Origin of the sequence: Intrasporangium sp. (assembly GCF_030452765.1) — a bacterium.
Lineage (GTDB): Bacteria > Actinomycetota > Actinomycetes > Actinomycetales > Dermatophilaceae > Intrasporangium_A.
In genome coordinates this window covers 14,589-32,290 of the sequence record NZ_JAKDLO010000005.1, presented here as the reverse complement: position 1 = coordinate 32,290, position 17,702 = coordinate 14,589, and the positions used below count along the sequence as shown (strand labels likewise).

Genomic DNA, 17,702 nt, shown 5'->3' with positions numbered 1-17,702 from the left:
CCTCCTCAGGTGCCCTTGACGCGGGCCTGGACGACCACCGGCAGCAGCCCCGTGCCGGTCGGGGTGCACACCGCAGTGCTGTCCTGCAGCACGAGCGGCACCCCACCGGAGAGGACGCGCGTCGCGGCGACCACCCACTGGGCGGTGACGCACGGCCCGGCCGCCGGGGGGACGAACGGGCAGCCCGCGACGGCATACGGACCGGACTGCCCGACCGCCGGCTGCCCGCCGAGCATGACCCGCGGCAGGGGGACGGTGGGCTGTGCCTGGCCCCCGTGCATGCACAGCACCGTGGCGCCGACGTGGAGCAGGAAGCCGGGCATCACATCACATCCAGTGCGCCGCTGTTGACCGACACCATCGGCCCGGTGAGCTTGATGGACGCGCCTTGGCCGTTGTCGATCTCGATGCCCACCGAGGTCATGCTGATCTTGGCGCCGTCAGCGGTCTCGAGGATGACGCCGCCGACGCCCGGCACGTCGCTGAGGGTCAGGGTGTTGCCCCCAGGTGTGACGACCATGACCTGGTCGGTGGGGGACAGGAGCAGCTTGGGCGGCATGTCGGCCGCCGAGCCCCACCAGCAGCCGGACCACACCGGGTAGTCGGGGTCGCCGTGCTCGAACTCGAGCCAGACGCCGGCGCCGGTCGGTGGGATCGCGAAGAACCCGCTGCCCGCCCCGCCGAACGGGGCAGCCGGCATCGCCCACCCGCTCTCGTCGCCACCGTAGACGTCGGGGACCGTGGCACGTATCCGGCCGATCCGCAAAGGGTCGGCGTTGTCGCTGACGACCCCGCGGTACTTCCCCCAGAACGGCGTGCTCATGGCCGCACCGCCGGCAGCAGTGAGCCCGTGCCGTCACGGCTGAGGCTGAAGGACTGCGTGTACGCGCCCTTCTTGACGTGGTGCGTGACAGTGCGCACGTAGTAGGTGCCGTCGTAGGTGCGCCCCGCCCCGCGGACTCCGACCAGCCCGCGGGCGCGCAGCACGGCACCGTACCGCATCGTGTCGAGCTGCCCGTTGCCCGTGATCGGCTCCGGTGCCCGGGTCGCGGCGGCGGCCGAGGCGAGCGCCGCCTGCAGGGGACCGGCTCCGGCCACCTGTCGCAGGCGGGTCGAGCGCAGGGCCGTGGCCGGCTGCGCGGACAGCGGTGGGAGCCGCAACGGCGGAAGGGCGGGGATCGGGATGGTGGTGCGCGTGAGGGGTTCGACGACCGAGCCGGAGGCTCCGACCGGCGCCAGCGCGTCGTTGCCGAAGGTGAGCGACGTGACGTTCTCGAAGCCGAGGATCCCGGTGGTCAGGGCCGGCTGGGGCACCCCGGCCCGCACCGTCGGGCCCCAGTAGGCGCGGTTGACGCCGACGGTCACGGGGGTGAGGTAGAACTCGAAACCGTTGCGGGACGCGGCGTCTCGGATGAAGTCCAGGTCGGTGCCGTTCTGGCGTGGGATCCGTTGGACCTCGATGGGCACGTCCGTGGTCGCAGCCACCTGGGGGATCAGCCCGAGCTCCGGGTGGCGCATGAGCAGCTTCGTGACGATGACCGAGTCGGGCTGGTTGTCGTGGGCCTCGTCTCGCTCCTGCAGGTCCAGCTTCGGCGTGAGGTCACGTCCGTCGACGGCGAACGTGGCCTCCCCGGGCCGCCCACCGGGGATGACGTGGTGCCGCGTGACCACCCCGTCGATGAGCACCTCGGGCACGACGCCGAGGACCACCCCGACGATGACCCGCGTCATGGGGTCGAGCGTGCCGGCGTCGAGAACGTCGTAGAGCCCGAGGGCATCCTTGGTGACCCTGAAGGTCAAGCGGAACCCGTCGCCGGACTCGGCGTCGTTGACGACCTCGACCTCGCTCAGCGGGTCGAGCAGCGCGGGCTGCGGCCGGGGCACAGTCTGGCCGGTCCACAGCAGCAGGCGGATTCCCAGGGCGCTCTCGAGCATCGGTCACCGCCTCGGCATCGCCACGACGAAGGACCGGCCGGGCACGTCGAGCTCCGCAGGCCGCAGCACCGGGTTGGCGTCGCAGATCATCCAGAACCGCGTCGGGTCGGAGAGGTAGCGCGCCGCCAGGTCGTCCAACCGCTCTCCGGGCGCGACCCGGTGCACGGCCAGGGCGGCCTGGTCGTCGAGGCGCGGGAGGACCCGACGCACGACGTAGGGCACGGAGCGCGTCGTCCCGTCCGGGTCGGCCAGGACGATGTCACGGATCTCGAGGCCGCCATACCTGCTGCCCGGTGCGAACATCTCAGCCCCCGATCCCGAGGCTGGCCGATGCGGAGAAGTCACCCAGGCTCGCGGCGCTGTTGATCGTGGCCATCGCCTCCTTGGTGATCTGGTGGGCCAGGAAGAGCGCGCCGCCTGCGCTGGCCAGGCCCAGGTCCTCGTAGGTGAGGACCTTGAGGTCGAGGCCGACCTTCGCCCGGATCGGGTTCAGGCCCGGGTCGAAGGCCTCCTCGGTGATGGTGAAGCTGTTGAGACGTACCGGCAGGACCCGCTGCGGCCCCCAGACGAGGACGGCCAACGGGGCCTCCATCGGCACGACCTCCACGAGCCCGGCTGCGGCGAGCAGGGAGTTGGCGATCACGACCGGGGACTTGGGATAGAGCAGGAGCTCGAACGATGCGAGCACGGGGGTGAGTCCGAGCGACACGGTGAGCGCGTCGCCGCGCTCGAGCTGGTCGACGGCGTCGACCTCGACCGTGAAGGAGATGGACTCCGACGGCGGGCCCTTGAGCCGCAGCTGCTCACCCGGAGACCCGCCCTCGCTCGAGGCGTTGGCCGTGACCGTGCGGGTGACCTCGTCGGGGTTGTACTGGAACACGATGACACTGGCGAGCGGGTTGACCAGGTCCAGCCCGATCAGTGCGCCGCGCGCCGTCTTCGGCGAGCCCGGGAAGGTCGTCATCAGCACCTCACCCCCGGTGCGCCGCGGGTCTCCCAGCGAGGAATTCCGAGGCTGACGATGTTGGCCGGATCGGGCAGGCCGGCGGGGACCGACGACATGTGCGAGACGATCGCAGGCTCGCCGTTCTCGGCGGACTCGGCGACCTGTTCGGCGGCATACAGCCCGAAGGGCTTGCCCGCGACGTAGCAGTACGGGTCGCCACCGGCCACGGAGGCCGCGGCCTGGCTCGCCACCGAGTTGACCATGAACTGCGCGGGGTTGGGGTGGTGTTGCGACTGCCAGACGTGCCCGAGCTCGTGGACGATGAGGTCGCGGTCGCTGCCGGGGCTCCCGTAGAGACCGGGTCCGACGTTGATGACCACGAACCCCAGTGGCGCGACCGTTGTGAACCCGCGTCCGTGAACTCCGGCAGCGTCGCTGAGCCGCACCAGGGAGTAGGTGATGCTGCTGCCGTAGACCGCTCGCCCCTGGGCCTCCTCGCTGGGGTCGAGCCCGCGGAGTCCGGTCGGCAGCCTGATGCCGAACGGGAGCCGGCCGACGACCGGCTCGGGATCGGGCACGCGAGCGACCGCCGCGCCGGCGCGACCCGCCCCGGCGCCACTCGCACCGGCGCCCGCCTCGCGGGGGGCGTGCTCCGGCGGGGAGGTCTCGACCGCGAGGCTGGCTGCCCGTTCTGCCTCGGCCTCGGCCGCGTCTGACTCCGAGGAGACCCGCAGACCGGTGGCCGCCTCGGGCCGGATCGGGCCCTGCTGGACCACGTGAGCCAGCTCGTGCGCGATGAGCCTCCGGCCGGAACGGGTCTGCGACCACATGCCCGGGGCGAGCACGATATCGCTGCCCACCGTGAACGCCCTTGCATCGAGCGACGCGGCGGCTCGCGCAGCCAGCTCCCCGTCGTGGACGCGTACCCGGGCGAAGTCGTGCCCGAAGCGCGTCTCCATGTCTTGCCGGAGGGTCTCGGGGAGCGGGCGTCCTGGGGAGCGCAGGGCGTCGGCGACGACGGGTGGCGCGGTTGCGGGCGGACGGCCCGACCGGGTGCTCGCCGGCGGGTGGCCCGAATGGGCAGCCAGCCGGTGGACCTCGGTCTCGTCCCGGCCGCATCCTCCCGGCGGGCAGCTGTGACCGCCGCACCGTTGGACGCCTGTCGGGCCACTGGTGAGCTGTGGAACCGCGGTATTCCGGGTTGCGGTGGGACGTCGCGGCCTTGTTGCGAGCCGACGGGTCACGGTCATGAGCCGGCCCTCCGGGGCGCGTCGAGACGATCCTCGCGGGCCGGCGCGGGAACGACGCCGGTCACCGCGCCCGCAACCTCACGAGCCACGGCGGACCGGGTCGCCATGCGCGCAGTCCCACCAGACGCCCGGAGCACGGATCGCTCCACGGCCGAAGCGATGGCGGCCGCGCTGGGCGTGCTGCCCCGGACCTCGATCTCGTCGATGACGATCCTCCACGGGGCGGAGGCAGGGCGGTCAGCCGGGGTCGGTGCCATCACGACGCTCCTTCGAGGTCGGGCAAGGAGAGGTCGAGCTTGGCCAGCTCGGCCCGGGCCGCGCGCAGGACGTGGTGCATCCGCACCACTCCGCCGTCGTCCGCCGCGTGGAAGGCAGCGTTCACGGCGACGGAGCGGATGCCGCCGCCGGAGAGGTTGAGGTGCGCCAGGACCGACAGGTCGAGACCTTCGACGGGAGCCTGGGGTGGGAACGTGCCCCGCCAGATCTCCAGTCGGGCCGCGGTGTCCGGGAAGGGGAACTCGACGACGAACCGCAGTCGCCGTGAGAAGGCGGGATCGAGGGCCTCCCGGAAGTTGGTCGTGAGCACGGCGATGCCGCGGTACTGCTCCATGCGCTGCAGCAGGTAGCTCACCTCGACGTTGGCGTAGCGGTCATGACTGTCGCGGACCTCGGTCCGGCGCCCGAAGAGGGCATCCGCCTCGTCGAAGAGGAGCACAGCGGCGGCATCGTCAGCGGCATCGAACAGCCGCCGCAGGTTCTTCTCGGTCTCGCCGATGTACTTGCTCACGACGGCGCTGAGGTCGACTCGGTAGAGGTCGAGCTCCAGATCGGCGGCGAGGGCCTCGGCGGCCATGGTCTTCCCCGTGCCGCTCGGACCCGCGAACAGCGCCGTGGTGCCGAGACCACGCCCACTGCGACCCATGGCCCAGTCCCCGTAGACCGTCCCGCGATGCCGCACGTGCACCGCCATCTCGGCCAGCCTCGCGTGCTGGGCGGCGGGGAGCACCAGGTCGTCGAGCGTGGCGGACGGCTCGATGCGTTGGGCCAGCGCCTCCATGCGCGGCCGCGTGGCTCGCCGGGCCGCCTCCCAGAGCGACATGCCGGCCCGGACGAGGTCAGCGGTGCTGGCGATGGTGCCGGCGTCGAGGTCGAAGGCGCCGGTCACGTGATCGACGCCCTCCCGGATGGCGTCCGCGGGGCCGGACAGGGCTTCGCACCAGAGTTCCCGCTGCTCCACCCGCGTGGGGTGGCCGACCTCGACCGGCACCGTATGCCGTCTCCGCCCCCGGGCGAGGTCGCGGGCAGACAGTGCGACGGGAACTGACGTCTGGTCGGCGAGTCGCTGCGCGGCGCCCGACCCAGGGTCGTCGTCCGGGTCGAGCTCGATGACCGCGACCCGGCCCTCGAGCACGCAGGTACGTTCGATCAGCCGGGTGAGCAGCGCGACGTCCGAGGGGTGCCCGGGCAGGGCGCGGGCGTCGACGAGGAGGACGTCCAGGCCGAGCAGGGCGGCCGCGTGGCGGGCGAGGTCCAGACGACTGCCCGGGTCGCGGCTGACGAGGCACGGCAGCACCGCCGAGCCGGACGTGCCGGGCCTCGGGCCCCAGAGGCCGGCGAGGAGGCGTGCCTGTGTCGTCAGGGATGCCGTGGCGGTGGTGGGCGGCCGGTCGTCGGGCTCGGCGATCCCGGCAAGTCGTGGGTCGGGCGACCCGGCGCCGGTGAGCAGGTGCAGCACGTACTCGTCGGCGCGGATCGGGTCGTGGGCCGGTGACTGCCCGCCGGACAGCTCGACGAGGTGCCAGCAGCGCAGTGGGCCGGCTGGGCTCAGGGCCGACCAGTGCGCGTCCGGCAGGGTTGCCAACGCGAGGCCGAAGGTCGGGTATGGACGGTGCGGGTCGTCCTGGGCGTCCGCGCACAGCGCCGGGAACGACCCGTCGAGGTCGGGGCCTGCCGCGAGCACGAGCACTGCTCGCTCGAAGGTGGACAGCGAAAACCCTTGGCACAGTGCGGAGAGGGCCCCGTCGGCTGGGTCGACGGCCGGCCCGTCGGCAGCCGGAAGATCAGCGTGCGGAAGGTCGGTGGTCACCACGTCGGCGGCCGCGTTCCGACCGGCGTGGGCGTGCCGCTCGAGGGCGGCGCGGACCTGTCCGAGCGCCGCGACGAGGTCCCGCTGGCTGGCGTCGGCGGAGAGCAGGCGCGGGCTGGTGGTCATGGCAGGTTCACCAGAGGCCCGACGATCGCACCGCTCTGGTCGCGGTCGAGGGGGCTGTCCGCCGCGTCCACCACGACGATGACGGCGTGGCTCCCGCTCAGGCCACTCGGGAAGGGCAGGCTGAGGGCGGTCGAGTCGGCGTCGGCCACGGTCAGCGGCAGCGTCCGCACGACCTCGCCGGTCGCCGGGGCGAGCAGCCGCAGGCCGACCCGTTGCCCGCGGCGCACGGGCACGTCGGTCGTGACGTCGACGTTGCCCCCTGCCGCGGTCGCGGTGAGGACCTGCGGGCACAACGACACCGGACGGACCGCGCTGGCCTGCTCGCCGCGCACCTCTGCAGGATCGCCGACGAGTGCCTGGTGCACGACCTCCACGGCTACCCGTCCGGCCCGCAGCGCGCTGGGCGGGGCGACGTCGACGCGCAGCTCGGTCGGCGAGGCGAACGTCGGCACGAGCGCCTGACCCGCGACGCGCACGACGGTGTCGTCGCCGCGCAGCTGGGTGCCCCGGATCCGCCAGGCGGTTCCCGCGGTCAGCGGAGCGAGTGGGTCGGTGACCGGCTCGACCGACTCGATGGCGGGGTGGCGCAGGAGGGTCGTCGTCAGCGCGCTGCGGAGGACGGGGGCGGACGGCATCGGCGTGTCCGTGGACTCGATGACGACCGGCGACGCGGTCCAGGCGCTGCTGAGGACATAGGCGGCCTGGGGGAACTCGGCCCAGAGGCGGGACATCTGCTCCACGTCCATCGCCAGCGGGCTGATCCGGCAGACCTCCTCGGCGTCGGCCAGGTCCGAGTCGACGAGCGAGGGGTGCTTGGGCGGGTTGGTCCCGGCCTGGGCCACGACGGCGTTGACGAGGGCGCGCGTCAGCACCGGGCGGGCCGTGAAGGTCCGGATCACGCTGCCATAGAGGCGTTGCGGCTCGAGCTCACCGTCGTTGCCGTGGAAGGTCAGCAGGTAGTGCAGGTCGAGCACGGTCCGTGGGCGTCGAGCAAGCGACCCGTCGACGCGTCTGGCCGGCAGGTCGGCGTTGGTCAGCGCGGGGTTGGGGACCGCCTGGTAGAGGAACACGTTGACGATCGGGCCGGTCTTCTTCGTGTCGGGCCGGTCGAGGACGACCTTGGCTCCGGCCACGTCCTGCTCGACGGCCGCCTGCAGAAGACGCTCGATGGCCGCGGTGACCGTCGCGACTGCCAGGAAGTTGCTCACCGTGCCCTCCCTTCGCGCAGGTAGTCGGCCAGCGGCGGAAGCAGCGCCGCCGGCGAGCGCGAGGGTCGCACCGGGCTCGCGGGCGCGGGGTCTGGGCGGACGACGACTCGCCCGATGTGCACCGTCACGGCGGGCTCACCGCCTGCCGCCGGCCCGGGCACCGTGTCGAGCGCGCCGGCCTCGCGGCCCGGGGTGGGAGCGGCCGACCACGTCGGCGCAGGGCTCGTCTCGCGCGGTGCGACCGGACGGGGCGACGGGTCACCGCGCGCACTGACGAGCCCGGGGCCGTCGGACGGCTCGTCGACGGACCGGTCCGCGGATGCCGGGGCCTCCCGCCGCGCGCCGGCAGCGGGCCCCGGGTCCTCGCTCCAGCGTGTGGACGCACGTCCCGTCACGGCCCTGCCGCTGGGGTCGTCGACCGGATCGGGCGACCCGTCCGAGGACGGCGGGTCGTCCCCACCCGGGTCGCGCCGTGGGGATCGCCGGGCAGGACGCGGCGACGGGCTCGGCTCGGGGCGCTCGGACGCGGACACGGCCCGCGCAGCCAGTGGGTCGGGCTCGGGCGACCCAGATCCGCCGGCGACCTCGCCGTCGACGTATGCCGTGAGCCGGTCACCGACCTCAGGGCGCAGAGCCGGGTCACGGTGGCCACGTGCCGCAGCCGAGGGCAGGGCCGGCGCTGCCGGGCCAGCCAGAGGCGTAACGACATCCGCCGGGATGCCCACGAGGGCCGCCTCGGTCGGCGCTGGGCCCCCGTCCTCGTCGACGACAGCGGTGGCGAAGTCGGGGACCGGGGGACGTGCCGCGCCGACATACGAGGCGGGTGGCAATGGAGTCGGCTCGAACCGCGACCGAACTCGAGGCGCGGCGGCATACGGCACGGTGCCGGTCGCGCGCGCTGCGAGCCGCTGCAGGTAGCTGCTCACCGGTCCGCCTCCAGGTAGAGCCGGCGACGGGACGGGCGCATCGCGAGGATGTCTCGCTCGGACCACCCGTAGGTCATCGCCAGCGCGCGCACCTCGCGGGCCAGCGCGAAGGCCTCACGGTCGAGCTCGGCGCACACGAACGCGGCCGGGTCGAGCGCTGCGACCCATCGGTGGTCGCAGCCAGGGCACGAGAGCGACAGCGTCGTCTCGGCGTCCGCACCGGCCTGCTCGAGGGCCGACTCGACCGCTGCGCGAACCCGGAGCGGGAGATCCTTCGCGGTCACGGTCCGGCCGGCGGTGGTCGCGCTTTCCACACACGTGGTGAAGAGGTCGTCCACGGACTCCGGACCCGTGCTGGTCACCGCCGCGAGGTCGGCGGCCGTGGGCACGTGACACCGCACCACGTGCCCCCCGGCCCGGACGGTGAGCGGCGTCGCCACAGGGCCCTCGGCACGCTCGACGAGGTCTGCGGCATCGAGCTCGAGCTCCGCCGGCTCACCGCATGCCGGGCACGCCGCGACCGCATCGAGCGTCGGCCCGAGGGTCGAGGCACGCAGCGACAGGAGAGCAGCATCCCGGTGTCCGACGGTCCACGGCCCGGGATCGCGGCCCCACACCGACCACGGCGGCTCGTCGCTCGACGCATCCCGTGAGACGGCGACGAGCAGGTCGAGCGCCCGGGCAGCGGGCGTGCGGCCGCGGCCGTTCTCCCAGTGGGAGAGCAGCGTGTCGGCCGCGACGGTACGCATCAGGTCGACGGGTTGGTGAACGTCGGCTCGGTGGGCTCGGTGACCTCCTGGTCGCGCTCCCATCCCTCGTTCTCCAGCTTGATGTGCTGGATGGCGACGGCGTTCGCGTTGGCGTCGAGGTCCGGAAGTGCCTGGTACTCGGAGACCCAGCAGCGATAGATCTTGTAGGCGATGGCGAGCTGGCCGGCCTCGTTGTAGACCTCGAGGATGACGTCCTTGCGGAAGTCCTTCAGCGAGACCTCGGAACCGAGGCCCGCGCCGTAGTTCCACACCTTGTTCGCCCACTTCTCGAACTCGGGGTCGTGCGTGACGCCCCGCTCGAGGCTGATGGCGTCATACTCGGTGCGGCCGACGGACTTCCGGCTCGAGCTGGGGTCGCCCCCGCTGCGGTGCTTGACGACGTCGGTCGTCCGCTTGAGGGCCCCGACCTTCGAGACACCCGCCACGTAGCGACCATCCCACTTCACGCGGAACTTGAAGTTCTTGTACGGATCGAACCGCGAGGTGTTGACACTGAACTCGGCCATGGCTTCCTCTCCCTCACGCCTGCGCCTGGCCGGCGAGCTGCTGGATACGGATGACGACGAACTCCGCCGGCTTCAGGGGGGCGAAACCGACGAGGATGTTGACCACGCCCCTGTCGATGTCGCTCTGCGTCGTCGTCGTGCGGTCGCACTTGACGAGGTAGGCCTCGCGAGGCGTGCTGCCCTGGAAGGCCCCCTGCCGGAACAGGTCCTGCATGAACGAGCCGACGTTGAGGCGGATCTGGGCCCACAACGGCTCGTCGTTCGGCTCGAACACGACCCAGCCGAGACCGTCGGCGAGGCTGCTCTCGATGTGGAAGGCCGTGCGGCGCACCGATACGTACTTCCACTCGCTCGCCCGTTGGTCGGCACCGAACAACGTGCGGGCTCCCCAGACCACGTTGCCGATGACGGGCAGGGTGCGCAGCACGTTGACGCCGAGCGGGTTGAGGCGGGCGCTGTCGGACTCGTTGACCGTGCGCGCGAGCACCGCACCGCGCAGCCCGGCGTCGATGCCCGCCGGTGCCTTCCACACCCCGCGCGATACGTCGGTGCGAGCGTAGATGCCGGCGACGGCCCCCGACGGGCCGATCTCACGCGGTCGGTTGCCGTCGAGCGGGTCGGAGACCTGGATCCCCGGGAAGTACACGGCCGCGTTGGGCGTGCCGGCCGGCCCTGTGCTGCCGCCGACCCAGCCCTGCATCGCCGCGGCGCTGGCCACCTGGGTGCTGCGGGGCGGGTCCACCAGCAGCACGGCTCGCCGTCGACCCGCAAACGCGGCCGCGGCGTCGATGACGGTCTTGGCGTCCGCGAGGGTGAGCCGGGGGGTGGCCGGGACGCAGAGGATGCTGGCGCGGAACGGCTCGATCCGCTCGAGCGCCGGCAGAGCGGCGGACAGCGCTCCGGCGAACGCCGGGACGGCCGCGCCGGCCGTGTCGTAGACCTGCGTGTCCGAGACCGTCGAGAGCGGACTCCAGGCAGCGTCGGGCGGGTCGCCGTTGGCGCCGGGCGCCACTGCGGTCGGCGGCTGCCCGAGGTCGAGGTCGTCAAGGGAGATCAGCGCGGAGGACGAGTTGACGACCGACGGTGCGTAGAACGGGCTGGTGGTCGACATGCTCAGGTTGCGATGCACCTCGGACGAGACGACCCGTGGTCCGCCTTCCTCCACGACCACCTCGCGGACGAACAGGTTGAACCGTCCCGCGACCGCCGGCACCGTCTGGGTCGCGGCCACCTGGACGCGCTTTCCCCAGGATCCGGGGCTGGAGGCGCTCACGGCCAGCGTGTTCTGGGGAGGCGACCCTCCGGTCAGGGTCGAGGTCGCGCTCGGCGGGTTGGCCGCCGGCACCACGCGCACGACCCACGCCACCTGCCCCCCGTTGAGGAAGAAGGCCTGGATGCCGTAGCTGGCCTCGCTCGTGGCGTCGAGGCCGCCGAACGTGGCCGTGACCTCCTCGAGGCTGGTGACCCGGGTCGCCACGCCGACCGGACCTCGCGGGAAGTAGTCGACGAAGGCCGTGTCCGACGTGCTCGCGCCGACGATGGGATGTACGCCGCTCGGGATCTCCTCGACATAGATGCCCGGGTAGGTGAACGTCGATGGCATGTGCTCTCTCCTAAGCGGATTCGACGGATTGCCACAGGGTCGCTTGTTCGGCGGCGATGCGCCGCCAGGAGTGCGCGTGGCAGTACTCGCGGGCTGCGAGGCTGAGCCGGTCGCGCAGGCTGGTGTCCTCCAGCATCCGTCCGATTCCCTCGACGAGGTCATCGGGCTGGTGGGTGACATGGCGAAGGTCGGCGAACCATGCCGTGGGGGACGTGAGGACGGGTACGCCGGTCGCGAGCGCGACGCGCGCCGCACCGCTCGCCGCGGCGACCGGCGCGGCCTCGTACCACAGGGCCAAGGCGTCGCACTCGGCCGCGAGCGCAGTTGCGGCGTCGCGCGCCGGGAGCCACTCCTGGTGCCATCGAACGGGGAGCCCGGCCACCGTCCGCTCGAAGCGGGCGGCGTCCTCACTCGACCGCGGGTGGCTGTAGAGGACGAGCTCGGCCCCCGGCAGGCTTCCCACCGCAGTCGCCAGGGCGGTGAACCCCTTGTACGGAGCGAGCAGGCCGAACGAGCCGATCACCCTGCCCCGCCGCCGCTTCCGTTCCGGGAACCACGTCGGGCATCCGTGCGGCAGGTGCGCCACCTTGCCCTCGTCGAGGCGCGCCCGGAGGCGCCGGGCACCTTCCTCGGTGAGGGCGATGAGCAGGTCGGCGCGCTCCTCCCATGGGCGTGGCTCCTGTCCGACCGAGTGCTCGGTGACGACGACCGGCTCCGCGATCCCGTCGAGGTATGCCGTCAGGGTGGCGTCGTCGAACAGGGCGTCTTCGTGCTGCACGTGGAGCAGGCGCAGCCCACGCCGGTCCGGTGCCTGCCGGGTGACCGTGACCGGCGGCAGGTTGCGGCCGGCGCGATCAAGTCCGCCGACGAGGTGGCCGGCGTACTCGCTGACCCCGCACCGACTCCCCCAGCTGCTCACCCACAACGTGCGGCGGCGACGTAGCGGGCGCGAAGGACGCGCGTGCTCCTCCATGGCCCCCAGGACGGCCGACCCCAGCTCCCAGACGTTGCGGTGACGAAGCGCCCACGTCGAGGCTGCCAACCCGAGCGCGCGTGCCTCGTCGCGGTGGCGATCGACCCATCGAAGCTGCCGCGCCGCGTCCGCGACGTCCGGTACGCAGGCGGTGCCGCAGCGCCCGTAGCGCGGGTCGTTGAAGGGGGCCGGGTGGCCGACGACGGGCAGCACGAGCCCCGCGGCGTCGCGGCAAACGTCGTGCTGGCCCTCGCTGTCGAGGACGACCACCGGCAGCCCCGTTGCCATCGCCTCCACGACGGGGAGCCCGAAACCTTCGTTGCCCAGCGCGAGCAGGACGTCTGACTGCGCGTACCAGTGGGCGATGCCGCGTGTCGGCTCGTCGGTGTCGACGACAGTGATCCGATCGTCGTCGACCTCGATCCCTCCGGCCTGGAAGCGTGCCTTGACGACGAGCCGCGCTGCGGGATCGCCGTCGAAGGCCAGGTGCCATGAGGCGATCACCTCGGCGAGGTGCTTGCGGGGGATGACCGTCGCGACGACGAGGGTGGTCAGGCCGGTGCGTTCAGGACGTGAGATGCCATGGTGCACCTGGGGGTCGACGCCGTCTGGCACCACGACGACGGGAATGTCGATGCCGGAGGCGATGCACGCGTCGGCGACACTGACCGACGGGACGACCAGCGCACGGCAGCCGGCCAGGGCCTCGGGCCAGCTCGCGGGCACCCGGCTCGACTCCCAGGCGAGCCGCACGAACAGCTCGTCGTGATCGAGGGTGCTCAGCTCCTCGCGGGGCCAGGTCCAGTAGAGCACCGGCCCCTCGGCCGGCGGTCTGTCGAGCAGCTCGAGGGTTCGTCGGGCGAGACTGCGGCGATCGAGCGACAAGGGGCGCAGCCGGACGTCGGCGCCGGCCCGGTCGAGCGTCAGGGCGGCATACTCGGTCATGCTCCCTAGCCCGTCGTAGACGAGCAGGTCACCGACGACGGTGATGGCGCTTTCCCGGCGGTGCACGGGCGCCGGAGGCGTGCCCCCACGCCGCAGCGTGGCGTAGAAGGCGCGGTCTGCGCCCAGGCGTGCGGACACCTCCTCGATGCCGACCGGCGACCACCGCTCGTCGGCGAGGTTCCTCGCTGCAGTGTTGGCCCCGTGCACTACGGCGACGAACCAGCCGTCGTCGCTCATGGGCGCCACGGCCCCTGCAGGCAGACCGGCCAGCCAGGCGGCGTCCTCCCCGACGTCGAGGGGCGGTAGCGGGAACTCTCGCCAGAACGCGCTGCGATACATCAGGGTGCTGCCTGCGACGAAGGTCGCGTCCCCCGGCAGCGGCCGGTAACGCCAGGCGTCCCCGTCCAGCACCCGGTACGTCAGCAGCGACCCCGCACCGCAGACCTGCGCAGGCTGGTCCTGCAGGATGGCGACCTGCCGGGCCAACCGATCCGGGGCGTACCAGTCGTCGTCGTCCCAGTGCGCGATGAACGAGCCCTTCGCCTGCGCGGCTCCGAGGTTGCGGGCCTGGCCGAGCGGCGTGCCCGCCTCCGCGACGACGACCCGGGCGCCGCGCGGCAGCGCGAGATCCAGCCGGACCTGTCCGGTGTCCACGACGACGAGCTCGCGCCGGGCATAGGTCTGGCGGGCGAAGTACTCGAACGCCTTCGCGGCGAACAGGGCCCGATCGCCGGTCGGCAGGACACATGTCACCAACGGTGCGGCATCGCCTCGCTGAGACATTCCTGACCTCCTGCCATGGTCAGCCGGGGCCACCGGCCGACCGTGAGGCCGGCCCCGGATCGGCTCCGTGGCAACTCCATGTCATCGTGCGGCCGTCACGGCCGCGTCACCGCTGAGTCACCGTCCCCACTCGGTCGAGAGCACAATGGGTACATGGAGCGGACGTCAGTTCCCAGGTCGCGCGCGACCGGCTCACCCGACCCGACGATGGCACGATCGGTGCTGACCGGCCCCCGCCACCCGGTCGAGCACGAAGCGGAGGCACTGGCGGATCGAGCACTCAGCGGCTCCGGCCGCGGTCGTCCACTGCATGATCGAACGCGTGGCAGGCATGAGCGTGACGGCGGTCTGGCGGACCTGCCGAGCTGGGCCGGGGCGGTGATCGCCGAGCGCAGCGCGCCGCTCCCGCGGGCGATCCGTGGTGACATGAGCCGGCGATTCGGGCACGACTTCTCGCGAGTGCGGGTCCATGCCGGGCCACGGGCGCGGCAGTCGGCAGGGCTGCTGGGCGCAGCGGCCTTCAGCGTCGGGAACCACGTGGTGCTCGGAGTCGGCGGCACGGACCTCGCGAGCGGTCGGGTGCGCAGGATGCTGGCCCATGAGCTGGCCCACGTGGTGCAGGGACCGGGCCGGCCAGCGATCCGGGCCTATCGGCCGGCGTCGGCCTTCAACTTCGGCGTCGCCGACGACGCGACGCTCAAGGAAGACTCCTTCACCTTTCGGGCCGACAAGAACACGAAACCGTGGATCGCCACGGTCAAGGTCGGCTTCACGAAGTCGGACACCGACGCGGACGGTACGAAGTACTGGAAGGGGAACGCGACCGCGTCGTACTTCGCCAATCCGGTCAAGCAGGCCGACTTCACCTTCCCGGTCGCCGGCGGGTCGCGATCACTGGGCCTCAGCGACGCGGGCACCTTCACCGTGCATCGCATCGAGGGGGACGGCTACAACAGCGGCACCTTCTCCGGCACCGCCGGGGTCGACTACGACCCGGCCGAGCGAGAGGGCCCGGGCAAGCGGTACACGAAGCAGTCCGGCGGGTTCCGGCCGAGCAACATGAGTTTCGCGGTCTTCTACAACAGGGGCGAGGCGCTGCACGCCGGGCCGATCGACTTCAGCTCACACGGTTGCGTCCACGTCGACTGGAACAGCATCGCCACGGTGAAGCGCCTGAACTACCACAGCGTCATCGATCACACCACCGTGACCGTCTCATATCCCAAGAAGCCCTGACAGGGCCCTCTTCGGCTCAGGTGGCTGCCGCCCTGAGCCCTGCGTGCTCGCCCCGTACTCGCGCTTGAGGATCTTGCCGGCACCGTTCATCGGCACAGCGTCCCGGCACTCGATGCTGCGTGGGGCCTTGTACCCGGCGATGAGGCCCCTGATGCGATGAGCTCGGCCTCGGTCACCTCCGCCCCGGGCGCGCGGACGACGACGGCGTGGACCCGCTCGCCGAACTTCTCGTCGTGCAGGCCGATGACGGCTGATGCCGCCACACCGGGGTGCTTGGACAGGGCGCCCTCGACCTCAGCGCAGCCGCTCCTGCACCCGCCGCAGCACCCCCTCCGAGATCGAGGAGCCGCCGTAGAGGATCCGCTGCAGCGACATCGTCGGGCAGGGCCATCCTCAGGGCCCCGGCATGGTCGGCGGCTCGGGCTGTGATGCGATGTGGGGGCGAGGCCTCCGCTCCTCGTGGGCTAGGGCCTGTAGCGAATTGGCTCAGGGCTGAGGTTCATCGGCGTGTCGGGTGGAAGGCTAGACGCCCGGTGTCACCCGGGCGTCACCGTGGCTGTTGGCGCACGACGCTGTCTGCCGGCGACAGCCCGTGGCTGCCCGTGGCGCTTCCCGCGTGGTGCTCGAGTCGCGACGGGTGGCAGTACGGCAGGAGCAGCCCGGTCATGACCGGTGACGGCGCCGCGCCCACCTCTTTGTCGAGGCGTTCGGCGTAGGCGCAGTAGATCCGGAAGGCCTCGGCGACGTTCCCCTCGTGCAGGTGGATGCGGACGAGCAGTCGTTGCGTGCTCTCGCGCAGCGGCTCGGCCGCGACGACGGTGAGCGCCACCTCGAGCGCTTCGTCGCACCGGCCGTCGGTGAAGAGCCGTTCGCCTATCCGGTCGAGGACATGCAGGCGGACCTGACGGAACCGCTCCCGCTCGGCCAGGGCCCACTCGTCGTACCAGCCGGTCAGCAGGTCGTGCCCGTAGGCCAGGAGGATGCGGGCCACCTCGGTCCACGTGGGAGGTTCACGACCCGGCTGGAACATCGTGGCGCTCGCGTCGATGAGTCCGTGGACGTCGACGGCCACGGACTCGTCGAGCCAGACGTGGGTGCTCGACGTGCACACGATCGGCTGCCCGCCGGGGGAGGGGACCCGCCAGAGTGCGCTGCGCAGGCTCGCGCTGGCGCGGCGCTCGTCGGTGTCGGGCCACAGGCTGCCGCTGACGAAGGGTCGCCTGACCGGTCGCGAGTGGATCGCGAGGAAGCAGATCACGCGCTGGGCGATCGGCGGTAGGTCGAGCACGGCGCCACCACTTCGGATCTCGAAGTCGCGGACGAGCGACACGGTGGTCGGACCGGTCGGCTCCGTGCGCATGGCAGTGTCCATGGTTGACCCCTCCTGGCCCCACCAGGGCGCCGGGGTCGTGCGTCGGCCTTCAAGGTCGCGCACGGAGGTCCCACGCCCTGCAGGACCGTGGTGGCTGCCTCCAACAGAGTCAGGATGTCAGGGATGCACCGGGTGGGGGGCCTGATTTGCCGAGAATTGTCCCGGAGCACAGTGTCAATTTGGTGCATTGAGCGTAACGGGTCAGGTCGGCCGGCAGGTAGCCGTGGATCATCGGCCCGCGTGACTGGGTCAGCGCAGCTTCGTGGTGCCACCGTCGGCCATGAGCGTCTGGCCCGTCATGTAGACGGAGTCGTCGCTGACGAGGAAGGCGACGATGGGCGCGACGTCGCCCTCGGGGTCGCCGAACCGCCCGAGCGGGATCTTGGCGACGACGTCGGCGAACATCTGCGGGTAGGCCTCCCGCCATCCGATGACCCCTGGCGTCAGGGCGATGGGGCACACGACGTTGACCCGGATCTGCTCCGGCGCCCACTCGGTGGCGGCGACCCGGCTGAGCCCCCGGATCGCCTCCTTGGCCGCGGCGTATGCGGCTTGGGTCGGTTGGCCCTCGAGGCCGGCGCCGGAGCCGAAGTTGACCACGGACCCACCCTGCTTGCGCAGCTCAGGGTAGGCGGCGCGCATGAACTGGCGGGTCGCCGTGAAGCCGGTGTCGAACGACAGGGCCCAGTCCTGCTCGGTCAGGTCGACGAAGCGGCCCTGCCGCGAGGCGTGCGCGTTGTTGACGAGGCTGGTCAGTGACCCGTACGTGGCGACGGCCGTCTCGACGGCCCGCCGTGCCACTGCGTCCTCGCTGACGTCGCCGGCGAGGAAGGTGACCGCGTCGCCGACCTCCCGCTCGAGCACGGCCCCCGCCGCCTCGTCGATGTCGACGGCCACGACCTTGGCTCCGCGCCGGATGAGCACCCGCGAGACGGCGCCGCCGATGCCCGAGGCGCCGCCCGTCACGATGACGACCTTGTCGTGCAGGTCCATGGCCACTCCTTCTGTCCGTGGCCGGATCGTACCGATGGGAGCTG

The 17,702-nt window shown here is 72.1% G+C and carries 17 protein-coding genes and 1 pseudogene; 1 reads left to right on the top strand and 17 read right to left on the bottom strand.

Annotated elements, in window-relative coordinates:
• Positions 1 to 5: 5 nt before the first annotated feature.
• The 14 genes from L0H79_RS01395 to L0H79_RS01330 are packed head-to-tail and all read right to left on the bottom strand — an operon-like array spanning position 6 to position 14,057.
• Positions 6 to 323, bottom strand: coding sequence for a hypothetical protein (locus L0H79_RS01395; RefSeq protein ID WP_301482745.1), 318 nt, complete (start codon positions 321 to 323; stop codon positions 6 to 8).
• The gene (locus L0H79_RS01390; RefSeq protein ID WP_301482744.1) at positions 323 to 823 is read right to left on the bottom strand and encodes a phage baseplate assembly protein V; all 501 of its coding nucleotides are present in this window, start codon (positions 821 to 823) and stop codon (positions 323 to 325) included. The genes L0H79_RS01395 and L0H79_RS01390 overlap by 1 nt, the downstream gene beginning before the upstream one ends.
• Complete coding sequence (locus L0H79_RS01385) at positions 820 to 1,935, bottom strand: hypothetical protein (RefSeq protein WP_301482743.1); 1,116 nt, start codon at positions 1,933 to 1,935, stop codon at positions 820 to 822. Before L0H79_RS01385 ends, L0H79_RS01390 begins: the two co-directional genes overlap by 4 nt.
• A gap of 3 nt (positions 1,936 to 1,938) precedes the next feature.
• Entirely contained in the window at positions 1,939 to 2,238 is a 300-nt protein-coding gene (locus L0H79_RS01380; protein ID WP_301482742.1) for a LysM domain-containing protein, read from the bottom strand.
• Between the two features lies 1 nt (position 2,239).
• Positions 2,240 to 2,899 carry a hypothetical protein gene (locus L0H79_RS01375; RefSeq protein WP_301482741.1) on the bottom strand — a complete coding sequence of 220 codons (660 nt, stop codon included), beginning with the start codon at positions 2,897 to 2,899 and terminating at the stop codon, positions 2,240 to 2,242.
• A complete protein-coding gene (locus L0H79_RS01370) occupies positions 2,899 to 4,131 on the bottom strand; it encodes a DUF4157 domain-containing protein (RefSeq protein WP_301482740.1) in 1,233 nt (410 codons plus the stop codon). The genes L0H79_RS01375 and L0H79_RS01370 overlap by 1 nt, the downstream gene beginning before the upstream one ends.
• Complete coding sequence (locus L0H79_RS01365) at positions 4,128 to 4,388, bottom strand: hypothetical protein (protein WP_301482739.1); 261 nt, start codon at positions 4,386 to 4,388, stop codon at positions 4,128 to 4,130. Before L0H79_RS01365 ends, L0H79_RS01370 begins: the two co-directional genes overlap by 4 nt.
• Positions 4,388 to 6,343: an ATP-binding protein gene (locus L0H79_RS01360; protein WP_301482738.1), complete on the bottom strand. Its 1,956-nt coding sequence runs from the start codon at positions 6,341 to 6,343 to the stop codon at positions 4,388 to 4,390. Before L0H79_RS01360 ends, L0H79_RS01365 begins: the two co-directional genes overlap by 1 nt.
• Positions 6,340 to 7,551, bottom strand: coding sequence for a DUF4255 domain-containing protein (locus L0H79_RS01355; protein WP_301482737.1), 1,212 nt, complete (start codon positions 7,549 to 7,551; stop codon positions 6,340 to 6,342). The genes L0H79_RS01360 and L0H79_RS01355 overlap by 4 nt, the downstream gene beginning before the upstream one ends.
• Complete coding sequence (locus L0H79_RS01350) at positions 7,548 to 8,477, bottom strand: hypothetical protein (RefSeq protein ID WP_301482736.1); 930 nt, start codon at positions 8,475 to 8,477, stop codon at positions 7,548 to 7,550. The genes L0H79_RS01355 and L0H79_RS01350 overlap by 4 nt, the downstream gene beginning before the upstream one ends.
• Positions 8,474 to 9,226, bottom strand: a complete 753-nt coding sequence (locus L0H79_RS01345) for a hypothetical protein (protein WP_301482735.1) — start codon at positions 9,224 to 9,226, stop codon at positions 8,474 to 8,476. Before L0H79_RS01345 ends, L0H79_RS01350 begins: the two co-directional genes overlap by 4 nt.
• Entirely contained in the window at positions 9,226 to 9,753 is a 528-nt protein-coding gene (locus tag L0H79_RS01340; protein WP_301482734.1) for a phage tail protein, read from the bottom strand. The genes L0H79_RS01345 and L0H79_RS01340 overlap by 1 nt, the downstream gene beginning before the upstream one ends.
• Before the next feature lie 13 nt (positions 9,754 to 9,766).
• On the bottom strand, positions 9,767 to 11,356 hold the full coding sequence (locus L0H79_RS01335; protein WP_301482733.1) for a phage tail sheath C-terminal domain-containing protein: 1,590 nt from the start codon (positions 11,354 to 11,356) through the stop codon (positions 9,767 to 9,769).
• 10 nt (positions 11,357 to 11,366) lie between these two features.
• Complete coding sequence (locus L0H79_RS01330; protein ID WP_301482732.1) at positions 11,367 to 14,057, bottom strand: glycosyltransferase; 2,691 nt, start codon at positions 14,055 to 14,057, stop codon at positions 11,367 to 11,369.
• Between the two features lie 153 nt (positions 14,058 to 14,210).
• Here L0H79_RS01330 and L0H79_RS01325 point away from each other — a divergent pair, with 153 nt between their 5' ends.
• A complete protein-coding gene (locus L0H79_RS01325; protein ID WP_301482731.1) occupies positions 14,211 to 15,293 on the top strand; it encodes a DUF4157 domain-containing protein in 1,083 nt (360 codons plus the stop codon).
• Between the two features lie 86 nt (positions 15,294 to 15,379).
• On the opposite strand, the pseudogene L0H79_RS01320 reads toward L0H79_RS01325, so the two are convergent.
• From L0H79_RS01320 to L0H79_RS01310, 3 genes and pseudogenes are all read right to left on the bottom strand, one after another.
• A pseudogene (locus L0H79_RS01320) lies at positions 15,380 to 15,577 on the bottom strand (hypothetical protein); the annotation flags it as partial.
• Positions 15,578 to 15,840: 263 nt separating this feature from the next.
• Entirely contained in the window at positions 15,841 to 16,653 is an 813-nt protein-coding gene (locus L0H79_RS01315) for a bacterial transcriptional activator domain-containing protein (RefSeq protein WP_301482730.1), read from the bottom strand.
• Positions 16,654 to 16,914: 261 nt separating this feature from the next.
• Positions 16,915 to 17,658 (bottom strand): SDR family NAD(P)-dependent oxidoreductase, encoded by a 744-nt coding sequence (locus tag L0H79_RS01310; RefSeq protein WP_301482729.1) that lies wholly within the window; start codon positions 17,656 to 17,658, stop codon positions 16,915 to 16,917.
• Between the last annotated feature and the right edge of the window lie 44 nt (positions 17,659 to 17,702).

Bases quoted from the DNA above. Each gene is read 5' to 3' on its own strand.
- L0H79_RS01395 (WP_301482745.1), bottom strand. From the start codon at position 323: ATGCCCGGCTTCCTGCTCCACGTCGGCGCCACGGTGCTGTGCATGCAC.
- L0H79_RS01390 (WP_301482744.1), bottom strand. From the start codon at position 823: ATGAGCACGCCGTTCTGGGGGAAGTACCGCGGGGTCGTCAGCGACAAC.
- L0H79_RS01385 (WP_301482743.1), bottom strand. From the start codon at position 1,935: ATGCTCGAGAGCGCCCTGGGAATCCGCCTGCTGCTGTGGACCGGCCAG.
- L0H79_RS01380 (WP_301482742.1), bottom strand. From the start codon at position 2,238: ATGTTCGCACCGGGCAGCAGGTATGGCGGCCTCGAGATCCGTGACATC.
- L0H79_RS01375 (WP_301482741.1), bottom strand. From the start codon at position 2,899: ATGACGACCTTCCCGGGCTCGCCGAAGACGGCGCGCGGCGCACTGATC.
- L0H79_RS01370 (WP_301482740.1), bottom strand. From the start codon at position 4,131: ATGACCGTGACCCGTCGGCTCGCAACAAGGCCGCGACGTCCCACCGCA.
- L0H79_RS01365 (WP_301482739.1), bottom strand. From the start codon at position 4,388: ATGGCACCGACCCCGGCTGACCGCCCTGCCTCCGCCCCGTGGAGGATC.
- L0H79_RS01360 (WP_301482738.1), bottom strand. From the start codon at position 6,343: ATGACCACCAGCCCGCGCCTGCTCTCCGCCGACGCCAGCCAGCGGGAC.
- L0H79_RS01345 (WP_301482735.1), bottom strand. From the start codon at position 9,226: ATGCGTACCGTCGCGGCCGACACGCTGCTCTCCCACTGGGAGAACGGC.
- L0H79_RS01340 (WP_301482734.1), bottom strand. From the start codon at position 9,753: ATGGCCGAGTTCAGTGTCAACACCTCGCGGTTCGATCCGTACAAGAAC.
- L0H79_RS01335 (WP_301482733.1), bottom strand. From the start codon at position 11,356: ATGCCATCGACGTTCACCTACCCGGGCATCTATGTCGAGGAGATCCCG.
- L0H79_RS01330 (WP_301482732.1), bottom strand. From the start codon at position 14,057: ATGTCTCAGCGAGGCGATGCCGCACCGTTGGTGACATGTGTCCTGCCG.
- L0H79_RS01325 (WP_301482731.1), top strand. From the start codon at position 14,211: ATGGAGCGGACGTCAGTTCCCAGGTCGCGCGCGACCGGCTCACCCGAC.
- L0H79_RS01315 (WP_301482730.1), bottom strand. From the start codon at position 16,653: ATGCGCACGGAGCCGACCGGTCCGACCACCGTGTCGCTCGTCCGCGAC.
- L0H79_RS01310 (WP_301482729.1), bottom strand. From the start codon at position 17,658: ATGGACCTGCACGACAAGGTCGTCATCGTGACGGGCGGCGCCTCGGGC.